Here is a 16,022-nt window from a genome sequence, read left to right on the forward strand (position 1 = left end):
CCACCTCTCTTATCCAATATACAGGCGCGCATGCCTGTCCTATGGCGTTGTATTTACGATTCATCAGAATCCACTGCTCCTATTCTACCACAAACCTTATGTAAAAGGCTCTTTGGCTACGTATGGGCGGCCCGCTCCCTTTTTCCAGCTGATGCTCTGGCTATATGTCGCACATTTATTACCATTAATTTCATCCTATACTGTTTTCCGACGAAATAATTGGTAAAAAGACATGAAATGTGAACTATTTTATAGACAACACTCGCTTTATACTCTCTAATCCCTTAATATGGATGGGAGTATAACCCAAAAAGGAGAGGATATGAACATGACAAACAGTGCAGCATTGAAACCAAGCCGTGTCGTGATTGTAGGCATGGGTGCGGTGGGAACAACAACGGGATACACGCTAATGTTGAGACAGCGTTCGTCCGAGTTGGTATTTGTGGATGTGAATCATGATAAAGCAACCGGCGAAATGCTGGATATGAACCACGGTCTTCCTTTTACAGGAGGCGTGAAAGTATGGGCAGGCGATTATTCCGACTGCAAAGATGCAGATATCATTATTATTACAGCCGGTGCTTCCCAGAAGCCGGGCGAAACCCGGATTGATTTGCTGAAGAAAAATGCAAGCATTTTCAAGGAGATTATCGAGCGCATTACTGAAGTGAATTCTCATGGTATTTTGCTGATTGCAACCAACCCTGTAGATATTTTGTCCTATACTTCATGGAAACAAAGCGGATGGCCTGCTTCCCGTGTCATCGGTTCAGGTACATTGCTCGATAGCGCACGTTTCCGTTACCTGATTGGTAAGAATAAAGGGATCGACCCGCGTAGTATTCACGCCCACATTATCGGTGAGCATGGAGATTCCGAAGTACCTGTATGGAGCCTGGCTAACGTTGCAGGAACAGATCTGGAATTGGATGAAGAAACACAACAGGATATCTTCGACCGTACCAAAAATGCAGCGTATGAGATTATTAATGCCAAAGGCGCAACTTCCTATGCAATCGCCCTTGCTCTTGACCGCATTGTAGCTGCAATTCTCGGCAACGAAGGCTCCGTATTGAACGTGTCCACGTTGCTTGAAGATTACAATGGCGTATCGGATGTTTATCTGGGCGTTCCATGCGTTGTCGATCGCAACGGTGTGCGCGAAATTCTGCCTCTTCCGTTGAATGAATCCGAGAAAGTGGCTTTCCAGGCATCTGCTAACAAATTAAAAGAACAGATCGCTGGACTGGAGTAATCCACGTATAAAAAATGACCACCTGTATTCCTGTATTAAGGAGTATTCAGGTGGTTATTAGCTATCTCATTTTTATTTAGTTTACATAACATTTATTCCGTTGATTCTAATCTTTGAACATTTTTTTGATTTCTGGATTTTGAATCATCCGATGTCAAAAGCTATAGGGTATTACTAATTACCAACTCTCAGTTACTCTAAATACCACATCAACTGTGTTCGAGCCTGGACCACCAATATTCAATACGGCTAAAGTTACAACCTGATTTTCCGGAAGAGTAAAATCCAAAAGTTCTTCAGAGGCCAAGATTGTAGTATTCCCTGCTCCCCCTCCTGTAATGCCTTGAAACACCACTTCTCCACCTGTAATTGTTGTAGAGGTATTGTTGACCAGCAGTGCGGTCTCGCTATCAGGAATGATCGTTGTAGCTGTGGGATAATTAACAAAAGCTCCATTTAACGTCCCTCCGACAAGCACTTGGTAACTTAGATCTACGGTTGAAATAACATTAATTTCTTCCAAATTCACCTGTACCGAATTCGTTCTAGCCGAACCTGCTGGAAACACAGCTTTTCTTGTAAATGAAATGACGGGTGTTAATGTTGATGTAACATTTGTTATTCTTCTCCTTTCGGAAGTGACTCTATAGGTTGGTTCATATTTTCCGATAATACTATATTGTCTTCCACCCACAAATATACTATAAACAGCACCGGTTCCATTATTAGCGACTTGTGCTCTTAACGGAAGATTTGGATCAACAAAGCTTGTTTGACCTGTTGGGGAGAATCGATGAACGGTAACTACCTCTTGGGCTAACGTTACGGGATCAGGGATAACCACTCTAAATTCGATCACTCCGTAACCATACCATGTAAACAAAACCTGGTATATATTACCTTTTGACAAGTTTAATGTAACTCCACTCGGCCCTGTCCCGTTCAATGGATCTACATTCCATAAGCTTTGAGGAACTGTCGTATCAACCCCTGCTCTACGTACGGTTACAAACACCGTAGTACTGTTCACTCCAAAAAAGGCTCCGTTTTGAGTATCATATAATCCCCATTGCGCCACTTGGTTACCTATTGGCAGAGAAGGAATTCGAACCCCTATCCCCGCCTCTCCTGCATAACCTGGTTCATATCGTCCTCGCAATACACTTTCTAAAACCGCTGAGTCTACGCCACTGGCAGTGGTGCTCAAATTATACTCAGTCGCGTTATTTGTAACCGTGCCAGCCCCAGTAGTCGTAACTGCATCTCTTAGGATCGATAAACCATACACAGAGGTTAGCTCTACAATTGGAGTTTTTTGTGCTACACGCAACTCATCGAATTGCGAACTGACATTTGGTCCAATATTGGAGATGATAATATCTGACAATGTTTCTCCTCCTTTGCAGAAAGAGGGAGAAGAAGTGAATATTCTTCTCCCCGCTTTTTATTGACTACCATTCTTCAGTGACACTAAAGGTTGCAGTGACAGAATTCGTACCACCACTTAAGTTAGCTACAGCCAGTGTGACAAATTCAGTGTCTGGTAATTGAAAATCCAATAATGACGCAGAAGCTAAAATTCTGGCACTGCCTTCTACGCCAGCTGCTAAGCCTTGTAGTAGTACCTGACCTCCAGTAATGGTCGTTAGCGTACTGTTTACTAACAGACCTGTCTCCGAGTTTGGAATATTCGTCGTTGCCGTTGGATACGTTGCAAAGGCTCCATTAATGGTTCCGCCTAATATGATCTGGTAGTATATATCGTCTGAGGTTACAAGGTCGATCCCTTCAAGTTTTACACTGACTGAATTCGTTCTGCCTGAACCTGCCGGGAAAGTTGCTTTTCTTTGGAAGGCCAAAATCGGTGTCAGAGTCCCGGTTGCAGTTACAGTTCTTCTTTCAGAAGTAATTCTGAATACCGGACTATATCTGCCCACAATGCTATATTGTCTTCCTCCAACAAATAAATTAAGTGCAGATGCTGTTCCACTATTCGAGATTTCAGCACGGAGAGGAAGATTAGGGTCGGCCAAGCTTGTTTGCCCGCTTGTTGAGAATCGTTGAACGGTAATTACTTCTTGCGCTAAAGTCGTAGGATCAGGAATAACGACCCTAAACTCAATGACCCCATAACCGTACCAAGTAAATAAAATTTGAAATATATTCCCCTTAGCCAGACTAAGCGTAGCTCCGCTAGGACCGGTTCCATCTAATTTATCAACGTTCCAGGAAGCCTGAGGAATAATCGTGTCAGATCCTGCTCTTCTGACTGCTATAAATATTCCGTTTGCCACACTCTGGCCAAAATACAAACCATTTTGGTCATCAAAAAGTCCCCATCTCACCACTTGTGTTCCAGTAGGGGCAACAGGCAATCGCACACCGATCCCTGCTTCTCCAGCATACCCTGACTCATACCTTCCCCGTTCTGAGCTTTGAAGTATTGCCGAATCTGCTCCAGATGCTGTCGTGGTTAATTGAAACTCTGTGTTGTTGGTTCCAACCGTTGCAGCACCCAAAGTAGAGACGATGTCTCTTAGGTTAGATAGACCATATACTGAAGTCAATTCAATAATCGGCGTTTTTTCACTTGCTCTTAATTCGCTAAATTCAGAACTAACATTTGGGCCTACTCCCACTATAGTTACGGTAGGGTCTACTGTACCAGTTACTCCGGTTGATCCAGTTACACCAGTTGCCCCAGTTCCTCCGGTTACTCCAGTTACTCCGGTTACTCCAGTTACTCCAGTTGCTCCAGTTACTCCGGTTGCTCCGGTTGCTCCAGTTCCTCCGGTTACTCCAGTTACTCCGGTTGCTCCAGTTCCTCCGGTTACTCCAGTTACTCCAGTTACTCCGGTTACTCCGGTTACTCCAGTTGCTCCAGTTCCTCCGGTTGCTCCAGTTACACCAGTTGCACCAGTTGCACCAGTTACACCAGTAACTCCAATTCCTCCGGTTACTCCGGTTACACCAGTTACACCAGTTCCTCCGGTTACTCCGGTTACACCAGTCGCCCCAGTTGCCCCAGTTCCTCCGGTTGCTCCAGTAGCTCCGGTTACTCCAGTTACACCAGTTACACCAGTTGCTCCGGTTACTCCAGTATCTCCAGTTGCCCCAGTCACTCCAATTACTCCGGTTACTCCAGTTACACCAGTTGCTCCAGTAACACCAGTTGCTCCGGTTACTCCAGTATCTCCAGTTGCCCCAGTCACTCCAATTACTCCGGTTACTCCAGTTGCACCAATAGCTCCGGTTGCCCCAGTTCCTCCGGTTCCTCCAGTTGCTCCGGTATCTCCGGTTGCCCCAGTTCCTCCAGTTCCTCCAGTTACACCAGTTACACCAGTAGCTCCAGTTACTCCAGTAACTCCAGTTACTCCAGTTACACCAGTAGCTCCAGTTACACCAGTAGCTCCAGTTACACCAGTTCCTCCGGTTGCCCCAGTTCCTCCGGTTGCACCAGTTCCTCCGGTTCCTCCGGTATCTCCGGTTGCACCAGTTACTCCAGTTGCTCCAGTCACTCCAGTTGCTCCGGTTACTCCTGTTGCACCAGTTACTCCAGTTGCTCCGGTTACACCAGTTGCTCCGGTTACACCAGTAGCTCCAGTTTCACCAGTAGCTCCAGTTTCACCAGTCACTCCAATTACTCCGGTTACTCCAGTTGCACCAGTTACTCCAGTTTCACCAGTCACTCCAATTACTCCGGTTACTCCAGTTGCACCAGTTACTCCAGTTGCACCAATAGCTCCGGTATCTCCAGTTACACCAGTAGCTCCAGTAACTCCAGTTACTCCGGTTGCACCAGTAACTCCAGTTGCCCCAGTCACCCCGGTAACTCCCGTGAACTCATTTGCACCTAACAGTTCTGAAGATACAATACGATGGGGCGTTACAAGCTGCCCGGCAGAATTTTTTCCCCAAACGGATATTTCTACTTGCTGCTCTGCGAGACCACTTGTTGTAAAGATAAATTCAAATACATCCAGGTTTGCAAAGTAATTCTTCGTTATTGCTTGATTCGGACTTATACTAATAAGTTCAAGTACATATAGAGTTCTGATTCCATTCAGATAATATCCTTGAATTAAGATGCTCGCATTATTGACCAGATCTCTATTATCGATCTTAATTGTCAACTGTTGTGTTGGCCTTACGCCACTAACTGGATTATTCTCAATCGGTCCAGTTGATAAAGTAGCCATGTCATCCCTCCCCTCACATGCATATTAATTTTTGGCATCACCTAACTTCTTTACATAAGGTATTCCAATTATTGCTAAGGGTGAGAGTGATCGCATAATTCAGTATTTGAGAACTCAAAAAGCCTGTCACTTGGACAGGCTTCTCTAAATCTAATTATTCAATAGCTAATTGTTCAACCCAAATGCGGGAAGTTTAACGTCCAGCAGAGCCATAGCCTCTTCTTTCTCCCGGCTGGTTACGTGAGTGTACACGGTTGTTGTTTGAATCGATGCGTGACCAAGTAGCTCCTGCACGGTACGCAGATCGGCTCCACGCCGTAACATCATGGTCGCGAAGGAGTGACGCAGCTTATGACTGGAGTAGTTTTGACGTTGATTGGCTGGTGATTCCTGCTGGAAACGTTCAAAGGTTTCTGTAGATATGAGCTGGATGCTGCGAATCGACAGTCTCTTCCCTTTCTGCGAGACAAATAACGCTTCCTCTTTTGGCCGCCAAGGATCGAGACGCTCAGCCATCGCTTGAGATAACACGTTTGCCACAGTCTCCGGTACAGGAAGCGAGCGCCATTTACGACCTTTACCAAATACATCCAATGTACGCCGCTCCGCGTTATAGTCTTTGCAATCCAACGCATGTACTTCTCCAACCCGTAATCCCATATATCCCATCAGTAGAAAAACAGCTAGATTACGTGTGCGATACTTCCCATCTACCGACTCCAGAAAACGTGTCAGCCCACTTTCATCAAGGAAAACGGGCGCACGGTTTTTCTCGGTTTTGGATTTTTTGATCCCAAATGCCGGATTATTCGTTAACAATTCGAGTTCAATGAGGGACTTGTAAAAACAGTTCACCGCCGCATGTTTGCGATTTCTCGTGGCATCACTAACCCCACGCTCCCGAGCACGGGACAGAAAAGACAGCACATGCAGCTTTTTGACCTGCTCCAGTGACTTTCCTTGAATGGAGACCAGGAATTCCACCACGTCACCGGTGTATGATTTTACCGTATGGCCTGTATATCCGGCATCCTTCATCCATATGTAAAAAGCTTCTAGCTCGTCCGCATATTGCTCCTGAATCTCCTCGGTCATCATCTGTCTACGTCACCTCAATTCGGTTAAAATTGACTAAGATTATTTACACGGGCACTACGATGACAGAACAACCTTCCAATCGCTGTTATCCCCAGATTTTTTCAATTCCCTTTTCTCAAGGGAAAATCCGGTGATAAAGGCGAACGCTTCACTTTTTCAGGTTCTTTCTGCCCTCTCCGTTTTTTCGTGTAAATGATTAGTTCAATTTAAAAATTTATTATAAAGCAGGGCTCCTACGCTTCATCCACAATGACAACGTCAATCAGCGGAATGATCGCTTCGGGTTTGCCTTGACTACGGGTAAGTACAAACGATGGCAATGGATTCTCATGCAGCCCATTCACGGATTCACATATCTGGGTATACAGATCCATGTGCAACGTCTCGCCTTCCCCTGCCACATCAATGACAGGCCAATCGTTCTGAACGCAGGCAGGCCAGTAAGCCAGCTCATTCGCAGGTACGATACTTAATTGCTGAATGGAAGGATCAATACAATAAACCCCATGCCGTTCAGGTTCATCGCCCAGCTTGTCTACGGCAATCATTCGAGCGGACTGCTCATCTGGTGCAGAATAGAGTGAATAACACCACGGAGTCACGCCCCAGGCGATCGCCATCAGCCCCTCTTCCAGCAACGTATCTGACAACTCCCCTTCCGCAAATTGTTCAATCAGATTATGGTTACCCGGTCCCATCAGTTCCTCTACACGTTCAGCGAGTCGAGGCAGGTCAGCGAGAATAAATCCCCCTCTGCCATAGGAGTCAAACACATGATGGTTTCTGCTCCACACAGCTTGAGATGGTGAACTCAACGACGCTGCTTCTGCCGGGAAAAGCGATATATATACGGTGATAACTTGCGCATACTTAACCATTGCAAGTTGTTCAGGTTCGAGTGTACCTTCAGCAATACGAGGTGTTTTCATATGCAGGGAGATTCGAAGTTCGTATTCCCCTTCTTCAAATGCTGTCCAACCAAGATTAACAGACTGTTCAACGCCTTCAATAGATGCAATTGAGAACGTGCTAACCGGTTTCAGGTTAACAGCGTATTGCACGTATGCTAGCTCCTGACCATAGATGATATTGGCATCCTGACGATTGACGGGTGAATCCAACTGTTGTGCAATTACAGATGCCTTACGTCCATCCTTCAGAAGGCGCTGCGGATCAATATCCAACTGCAAGGTTTGTGAATCCTCTAAATGTGAAACAAGCAATTGTGCATCTGCAAGTACGGCTGAGTCAGCCAGCGCAAATCCAAAAGCTGCATTTTGATGATCTGAATTCGTATGTAATGGTGTGTTCATGATACATCCCCTCTCTTATGTCTGATGGCATGTCACATCCCCAAATATATTTCATATTTGGCTTAGCCGCAACCCCGGCCCCTTGATTAAGTTCGTCACGCCCCTTATTACTTACCCATATATGAAGAAAATTCCAACCTTCCCCTGCTGTTATCATCCTTTATCTTTCTATATAAAAAAATCCCCATCCCGCTTCGCCTAAGCGATACGAAATGAGGAAAAATGAAGATGTTCTCGGTTAAAGACGTTCTCAACTAATCTATTTATCCTTCGCTCTGAAAGCACTGGAGATCCGGCGTGCCGGATTCAGATGACTGTAATGCCGTCCATACGCAAAGTAGATAATCAGTCCGATGATCAACCAAGCAAAAAACGTAATCCATGTCAGAGCCGCAAGGCGTGTCATCAAGTATACACAACCCAAGGCACTCAGAATCGGAATCAGTGGCACAAGTGGAACGCGGAAGCCGCGTTTGAGATCAGGATTATTTTTACGCAACACGATAATGCCCAGACTTACGACTGCAAAAGCAAACAACGTTCCGATGTTCGTAAGCTCCGCCAAATGTCCCAACGAGATGAACCCGGAGAACAGAGCCACGATAATACCCGCAACCCATGTCCCTACCGCTGGTGTCTGACTCTTGCCACTAACCTTGGAGAAGACAGGTGACAGCAGTCCGTCACGAGACATGGAATAGAGCAAACGTGTCTGACCATACATCATGACCAGCAATACGGTCGTAATGCCGGCAATCGCTCCAAGAGATACAATCCAGGACAATCCCTTCAATTGGACAAATTCAAATGCATACGCAACCGGATCACTTACATTCAACATGTTATACGGCACGATCCCTGTGAGGATCAACGATACAACAATATAGAGCACGGTACAGATCGCGAGTGACGCAATAATTCCGATCGGCAAATCCCGTTGTGGTCGCTTGACTTCTTCTGCCGCTGTGGAGACCGCATCAAATCCAATGTAAGCAAAGAATACGGTTGCTGCTCCAGCTGTTACACCTGAGATACCAAAAGGCAAGAATGGCTGCCAGTTGGTTGGCTCTACATAGAAAACTCCTACACCAATGAAGATCAGTACCACGATAATTTTAATCGCTACCATTATGCCATTCGCACGAGCCGCCTCCTTCACCCCTCGGGTAAGCAGGAAAGTGATAATTAACGTAATGACCGCAGCCGTGATGTCAAAATAGGTTCCCTTTTCCGGGCTGAACGCACTCGTCAGCGCATGTGGTAACTCCAATCCAAATCCGGACAATAACGTCTGGAAATATCCAGACCATCCACTGGCTACCGCCGCACTCGCGAATCCATACTCTAATATCAAATCCCATCCCAGAATCCAGGCAATCACTTCGCCAAAAGCCGTATAGCTATACGTGTACGCACTACCCGATGCCGGTATGCTTGAGGCAAACTCCGAGTAACACAATGCAGCGAATGCACATATGATACCTGCCAGCAAAAATGACAGTACAAGGCCCGGGCCAGCATACGTTGCGGCAGCTACACCGGTCAGCACAAAAATCCCGGTACCAATAATGGCACCCACCCCAAGTGTGGTTAAGTCCAGCGGACCGAGCGCCCGTTTCAAAGCACTGCTATTATCGCCCCTGGAGGCAATTGGTTTTTTACGAAATAATGAAGATCGTTGTTCGTTCTCACGCATAGCCATGTTCCTTTCGTCATGAATCTTGAATGTGCAATATGTGCTATGGATGTAGCAGAGATTGGATGGCTTCCCATCTGTTCTATGAAAAAGTCATTTGTTCTATCTTATCGATCACCTATAAAAACCTATCGAATTCTACACGTTATCGCGTTGCTTGGTTAAATTTATTTTTACAGATCTCTTATTTTGTTCTTTTTTCGCGAAAATTATCATGATCTGTTGCACGTGGTTAAATATGAAAATCGATTTAAAACAAAACTGCGTATAATTTATATTATGCGCAGTTTTTATGAGCCTAATTTTCAGCAAAAATCATCTTTAATCCCTTGTTATCTGAAGTTGCAAGAATGAGATCTTTTTTCGTCTTTTTCCGCTGTCCCTTCCTCCGTTATCCTGTCTAATTGGACGATATGCAAGCATGTAAAAGAGCCACATCGCATGATATGGCTCTTCCTTTCCTCTTTATACAGCTAGAGGTGTATATGAAAATACGAACTGATCTTATATAGGCTTTTATGAAAAAGTGAATTATGAGAAAGCAATTCTCTCAGCATCTGACATCCGATATTGGGATAACAAATAATCTTTGCTCTGCATCGCCGTATCCCGAATTGCGTCCAGATCAACATTCAAAAGCTTGCCCTCTCGCTTCACGAGTCTACCTGCCACAAACACCGTATCCACATTGGATGGATTAGCAAATTGAACGACAGCGCCGATTGGATCATGAACGGGGAACAGATTCAGATCGGTGGTACGAATCATGATCAGATCTGCTTCTTTCCCTGGGGTCAGCGTTCCTACCTTCTTCTCCAAACCTAATGCTTGGGCACCAGCTGAAGTTGCAAATCTCAGTACTTGGCTGGACTGCAAGTTCAACTCACCTGGCATCTCACCCTGCTGCAGAAGTTGTTCATTGGCTCTGGATCGTTCAGCTTGAAGTGCAAATTTCATCTGCGAGAACATATCTCCGCCTGTGGACGTTACAACATCTACACCAAGTGTAGGGGTTCCCCCATTTTCAAGAAAATAGCCGGTGGCCGGATATCCATGCCCCATCATCATTTCAACCTCAGGTGTGACCGACAAGGAAGCGCCGCTATCTGCCAGCATTTTGTATTCATCCATGCCCATGGTGTTACCATGAACGATATTCACCCGTGGACTTAACAGTCCCGCTTCGTACAAGTGACTAATCGAGCGATCCACAGATCCCCAACTGCCAAATCCGGCATGCATGGAACAGATCGCATCCAGCTCTTGTGCTAGTTCGATCTCTTTCACGGTTGTATCCCTATGACTGAATTCTGGGCCACGAATGGCAAGCCCATAAGTAAGCAATTGATCCCGTGATGAAAAATAACGTTCTTTGACTCTTCTCAGATCATTATTCGAATACGTGAGTTGACTATCCCGATTCCAGTAGTCCGTCTCACCAGGTACTCCGTGAGCAAATACCGCCCGAATGCCAGCATCCTGAAGTCCACGAATCAGTTCATCCGTATGGTCAGGGGAATACGGCATGCTCCAATCCATTACTGTCGTCACTCCTGCGTTAAGCGCTTCCAAGGAACCGAGCAGGTTGGCAATATAACTATCTTGTGGGCGGAGCTTGCTTCCCATCGCACCATAATAGAGATTTTGCAAATAAACTGGTAACGACCAGTTGGTTCCCGCTGTTTTGACAAGTGATTCCCACATATGCCGATGCGTGTCCACCAGCCCAGGCATAATAATCATCGATGAAGCATCAATGATCTCCGCATCCGGAATATCCAGGTCGGGCTGAATAGCCATGATCAGTGAATCCTGAATCAGAACGTCCGCCCTCTTATACTGTCCAATTTTAGCATCCATCGACAACACACAGCCATTTTTCAACAGATAACTTGTCCGCACAAGAAACATCTCCCATCTATTTTGGTTTGAAAGACGATCACATCCTGCTTACGAATCTGTACTGCTTCTGACTATTTTTTCGCTAGTATATATACATTATATAGTTATTGTTAGTATTTATCAATTTTGGAATTTGCGTTTTGCCCGAAATCTTCTAACCTTCATCAGATTGCCACACATCTTATCATCACAATACTTCTGTGTTCTGCTTCGGGTATCATCATAGAACATCCAGCGACAATCCGAATTATCACAGATCCGAATCCTGCCCCCTTCTCCCTCCACCAAAGTCAAAGCAAAATCAGCAGCTACCTCAGCCATAACCTGCTGCCAATGAGCTTCCACAGCTACCAGTTGGAGTTTCAGTTCCTGATCAATTGTATTCAATTTTCTTCTCACACGCCCTGCTTCCATAAAGCCATTCAACCATTGTTTTTCTATATCCGTTAATGATGCTCCTGAAGACACGCGGGCTCCAAGAGCCAACAATTCATTCCTGAAGTTTCTCATCGACAACTCATCTTCTGGAGATGCAGGGACAGAAGCGTTAAGGTTCCATCGATCCAGAAAATCTTGCTGCCAGCTCGCCTTCCCGAGCCTGTCCTCCGATCGATCGCCCCCACGCCAATCGTGATAATCGCTGTTTACAAAATCGGTCCATAATCTGTCCATATATATACCTCCGTTTATGTAACCATCTAATTAAATAAAGAAGGTTACAGCTCGTCTTTGATGTGTTATATTGAGTGTAACCTTATTAATCAGTTTTAGCTAGTTACATCAAAAATCGCAATTTTACGCTAGGAGGAAAACGGCAATGACGAAAACAACAGCACTAGATGTGTTGCTTATTCAAAAGGATGATACTTGGGATCAATGTAATTGGATTGTACCTTTGTCGAAATCCTTGGAGAGTCTTACAGCAGAACAAGCAGCCTGGATTCCACCCTCAGGAGGATTAAGCATCTGGCAGTTGGTTAACCATATGTATTATTACAACCATCGCTTATTATGTCGCATGCAAGGTAAGGAGCCTACCCTTCCTGCTGTAGACTCCAATGAATACACATTTGGGAATCCTGGAGATGCAACGGACGCAGCCGGATGGAATACACTGCTACAGGGTACAACTCGATTAGCCCAACAGTTGCGAGATCAATTAGCTGCACTACAAGAGTCAGATCTTGAAGCCGCATATATGGACTCCGAAGAGAAATGGGCACACGAACTAGCTCGCTGGGTACTCCATGATGCCTATCACGCAGGCCAGATCGTGCTCCTTCGCAGACAGCAAGGAAGCTGGAAAATCGTTTTCTAAAAAAAATGCTTGAACTGCTAGCGCTTACAGGAATAAGATGAACTTATTAATGTTACAGCTTGTTCAACACACTATATAATTGAATAGGATCTTCGGGGTAGGGTGCAATTCCCAACCGGCGGTGATGTTCTTCGGAACCAGCCCGCGACTCGCTAATTGTTCTTAACGAAGGACATTCAGCGACTGACTTGGTGTGAATCCAAGGCCGACGGTACAGTCCGGATGAGAGAAGATCAACACATTGACATGCCGTTCACGGGAAGGCCTCTTTCCTGACGCATGTCCTTGGATGAGCCCCCGTTTATTTGGTTTATACCAAAACGGGGGCTTTTGTCGATTTTGCCAACTGAAGATTCCGTGTTCTGACGAAGGAGTCCTGAATATGGAAAAGACATCAGCAGCATCACCTGTTTACCGCAAGGAACGAAGTAATACCGGATTCTGGCTTGTAGTTCTTGGCGCCGCCTTATGGGGTGTCGACCCACTCTTCCGCATTATTTTGCTAAACACGATGACATCCACGCAGATTGTACTGGTGGAACATATCATCGTGAGTCTTATTGCCATTCCCGTGCTGTGGAAATTCCGAGCTGATCTGAAAAACCTGCGTGCTCGCCACTGGATTGCCGTGATTTTTATCTCATGGGGAGGATCAGCACTCGCAACGGTATTGTTCACCATGGCGCTTACACATAACGATCCAAATACGGTGCTATTATTGCAAAAAATGCAACCACTCTTCGCTATCGTGCTGGCTAAACTGTTATTGAAAGAAACGTTACCACGTCGCTTCGGTGGATTGTTCTTCATAGCATTAGCAGGAACTTACCTGCTTACATTTGGCTTCACATTGCCATTAGGTAACTGGGACAACTGGATTCATGCTGGCAGCTTGTTATCCCTTGGAGCTGCTGCCCTATGGGGAGGTTCAACCGTTATGGGACGATTGATGCTGGGTCAGGCGCGTTACGAAACCGTCACCTCCCTTCGTTTTGTCGTTGCTCTCCCGCTCTTGATCTTTATGACGTGGAACGAAGGCGCGGCATGGACATTTCCGTCCGGAACGGGTGAACAGACTGCTGTCATCCTCAACATTCTAGGTCAAGCATTGTTACCAGGTTTGCTCAGTCTTCTTTTGTATTACAAAGGTCTGTCGTCAACCAAAGCATCTGTTGCAACACTCGCAGAACTTAGCTTCCCGATGGCAGGTGTGTTGGTGAACTGGATTGCTTTCCGTACGCTGATCACATGGGAACAGCTGCTTGGTTTTATCCTGATCTGGGTGGCACTCTTCGCCATTTCCAAACAGCAGGAAAGATCATCAACTGCGGCCGATGCGGCACCTAAGCTGCGTACAGAGTGAGTGGATATATCCGAGGCCCACACATAAACCAATAATCAAATATAAAAATAAAACCATTGCACATCAAATTAGATGAGCAGTGGTTTTTTTCCATTACTCGATATTACTCGATTTACTCGATCATTTTCTCAATTAGCAGTATGAGCTATTACCCCTGTGCTTTATTTCAATATCTGAAACCCTCCGCTCTTCTCCCTCCCCTCATACCGAATATCCAATTCATCGAACTACGTCTCTTCTATGGTTTTGTCTTTTATCTATTACGGTGGTACGATGACATATGGAATAAACAGATGAATTATATTCAGAGAGGAACGATCATTAATGACTTCATTCTCATATACCTCCTACGACGCCGTAGGTTTGGCTGAACTAATCCGATCCCGGGAAGTATCCCCGGTTGAATTGCTGGAAGCGGCGTTTGCACGCCTTGAGGAAGTGAATCCGCAGCTTAATGCGGTCGTTCGTACATATGAAACCCGTGCACGTGAGGAAGCCGGTTTGGTTCGCCCTGGAGAACAACCTTTTGCCGGTGTGCCCCTGCTCCTGAAAGATATCTCGCAATCCTTGGAAGGTGAATTTCTGACTTCAGGCTCACGTTTGTTCAGCGAGCATCGTGCATTACGCAATTCCAATTTTGTCACTCGACTGCGTGATGCAGGCTTTATCTTCATAGGACATACCAATACGCCTGAATTTGGTTTAAAAAATATTACCGAGCCCCGTCTTCATGGTCCAACTCGCAATCCATGGAATATCAATCACTCCCCAGGTGGTTCAAGTGGGGGTGCCGCTGCCGCTGTAGCTTCGGGTATTGTTCCTCTTGCCGGAGCCAGTGACGGAGGAGGTTCGATTCGTATCCCGGCTTCCTTTAGCGGATTGTTTGGGTTAAAGCCAACCCGCGGGCGCACACCTGTGGGACCGGGAGTTGGTCGTCAATGGCAAGGCGCATCGATTGATTTTGCCCTCTCTCGCTCGGTTCGTGACAGTGCTGCATTGCTTGATACTTTACAAATCATTCAACCTGAAGCTGCGTTCCATGCTCCACTCTTTCCAGGCAGTTACTTGGCAGATATGAGCTATCCACATCAACGCAAACTGAAAATTGCATACACAACGGATTCGCCCGTGGGTACACCTGTCAGCGCAGAAGCCAAAGAGTCTGTATACAAGCTCGTGCGCTGGCTGGAAGAACAAGGTCATCATGTTGAAGAAAAGCTGAGTCCAGTCAACGGAGTCAGGCTGATGGAGAACTATTACATGATGAACAGTGGAGAGATGGCCGCGATGATCTCTTCCATGGAACGCTCCATGAGTCGGGCTCTGACTTCCGATGATATGGAGATTGAATCCTGGGTTCTGGCTGAAGCTGGAAAAAAGGTGTCCGCTGCAGAATTTGTACATAGCTTAGCTGAATGGGATGTAGCTGCAGCCCAGATGTCCACCTTGTTTGAGCGTTATGACTTCTACGTCACACCCGTTAATGCTTTTCCTGCGCCTAAGATTGGAGAATTAACACCTCATGACGAACAGATCCGTAATCTGATGCGGATTAGTGAGATGGACAAGACCCAGCAACAGCAACTTATCTATGAAATGTTTGAGCCAAGTCTTACGTATACACCGTTTACCCAGCTTGCAAATCTGACAGGCCAACCTGCGATAAGTGTACCTCTGCATGTGACACCTGAAGGTTTACCAATGGGTGTTCAAGTGATGGCAACCAAAGGACGTGAAGATTGGTTATTACATCTGGCTGCACAGCTTGAACAATCAGACCTCTGGATCGGGATGAAAGGTAATCCACTATTTCCAGCATAAAGGCGTATGATGTGGTGTGTTTTTAAATTTACCATTGGATGTTCCTATTTGAGT

The 16,022-nt window shown here is 45.8% G+C and carries 11 protein-coding genes and 1 riboswitch; of the genes, 4 read left to right on the plus strand and 7 right to left on the minus strand.

Features of this window, described 5'->3' with window-relative positions; translation table 11 throughout:
- Positions 1 to 328 precede the first annotated feature (328 nt).
- Positions 329 to 1,258, plus strand: a complete 930-nt coding sequence (locus tag QVE09_RS04070; protein ID WP_315935794.1) for an L-lactate dehydrogenase — start codon at positions 329 to 331, stop codon at positions 1,256 to 1,258.
- Between the two features lie 178 nt (positions 1,259 to 1,436).
- On the opposite strand, the gene QVE09_RS04075 is transcribed toward QVE09_RS04070, so the two are convergent.
- From QVE09_RS04075 to QVE09_RS04105, 7 genes are all read right to left on the minus strand, one after another.
- Positions 1,437 to 2,645: a hypothetical protein gene (locus tag QVE09_RS04075; RefSeq protein ID WP_315935795.1), complete on the minus strand. Its 1,209-nt coding sequence runs from the start codon at positions 2,643 to 2,645 to the stop codon at positions 1,437 to 1,439.
- A 64-nt stretch (positions 2,646 to 2,709) separates the two neighbouring features.
- Complete coding sequence (locus QVE09_RS04080; RefSeq protein WP_315935796.1) at positions 2,710 to 5,457, minus strand: collagen-like protein; 2,748 nt, start codon at positions 5,455 to 5,457, stop codon at positions 2,710 to 2,712.
- A 165-nt stretch (positions 5,458 to 5,622) separates the two neighbouring features.
- Entirely contained in the window at positions 5,623 to 6,555 is a 933-nt protein-coding gene (locus QVE09_RS04085; protein ID WP_315935797.1) for a tyrosine-type recombinase/integrase, read from the minus strand.
- 233 nt (positions 6,556 to 6,788) lie between these two features.
- Complete coding sequence (locus tag QVE09_RS04090) at positions 6,789 to 7,868, minus strand: hypothetical protein (RefSeq protein ID WP_315935798.1); 1,080 nt, start codon at positions 7,866 to 7,868, stop codon at positions 6,789 to 6,791.
- 259 nt (positions 7,869 to 8,127) lie between these two features.
- A complete protein-coding gene (gene bcaP / locus QVE09_RS04095) occupies positions 8,128 to 9,564 on the minus strand; it encodes a branched-chain amino acid transporter BcaP (RefSeq protein ID WP_315936091.1) in 1,437 nt (478 codons plus the stop codon).
- Between the two features lie 531 nt (positions 9,565 to 10,095).
- Positions 10,096 to 11,466, minus strand: a complete 1,371-nt coding sequence (locus tag QVE09_RS04100) for an amidohydrolase family protein (protein ID WP_397386996.1) — start codon at positions 11,464 to 11,466, stop codon at positions 10,096 to 10,098.
- A gap of 120 nt (positions 11,467 to 11,586) precedes the next feature.
- Positions 11,587 to 12,138 carry a CGNR zinc finger domain-containing protein gene (locus QVE09_RS04105; protein ID WP_315935800.1) on the minus strand — a complete coding sequence of 184 codons (552 nt, stop codon included), beginning with the start codon at positions 12,136 to 12,138 and terminating at the stop codon, positions 11,587 to 11,589.
- Between the two features lie 145 nt (positions 12,139 to 12,283).
- Here QVE09_RS04105 and QVE09_RS04110 point away from each other — a divergent pair, with 145 nt between their 5' ends.
- The 3 genes from QVE09_RS04110 to QVE09_RS04120 all read left to right on the plus strand — a co-directional run bounded on the left by QVE09_RS04110 (position 12,284) and on the right by QVE09_RS04120 (position 15,968).
- Positions 12,284 to 12,784, plus strand: a complete 501-nt coding sequence (locus QVE09_RS04110) for a DinB family protein (protein ID WP_315935801.1) — start codon at positions 12,284 to 12,286, stop codon at positions 12,782 to 12,784.
- Positions 12,785 to 12,868: 84 nt separating this feature from the next.
- Positions 12,869 to 13,022: riboswitch (FMN riboswitch) on the plus strand.
- A 144-nt stretch (positions 13,023 to 13,166) separates the two neighbouring features.
- The gene (locus QVE09_RS04115) at positions 13,167 to 14,147 is read left to right on the plus strand and encodes a DMT family transporter (protein ID WP_253437073.1); all 981 of its coding nucleotides are present in this window, start codon (positions 13,167 to 13,169) and stop codon (positions 14,145 to 14,147) included.
- A gap of 324 nt (positions 14,148 to 14,471) precedes the next feature.
- On the plus strand, positions 14,472 to 15,968 hold the full coding sequence (locus tag QVE09_RS04120; RefSeq protein ID WP_315935802.1) for an amidase: 1,497 nt from the start codon (positions 14,472 to 14,474) through the stop codon (positions 15,966 to 15,968).
- Positions 15,969 to 16,022 lie beyond the last annotated feature (54 nt).

This window comes from Paenibacillus sp. ClWae2A, from assembly GCF_032452295.1.
Classification (GTDB): domain Bacteria; phylum Bacillota; class Bacilli; order Paenibacillales; family Paenibacillaceae; genus Paenibacillus.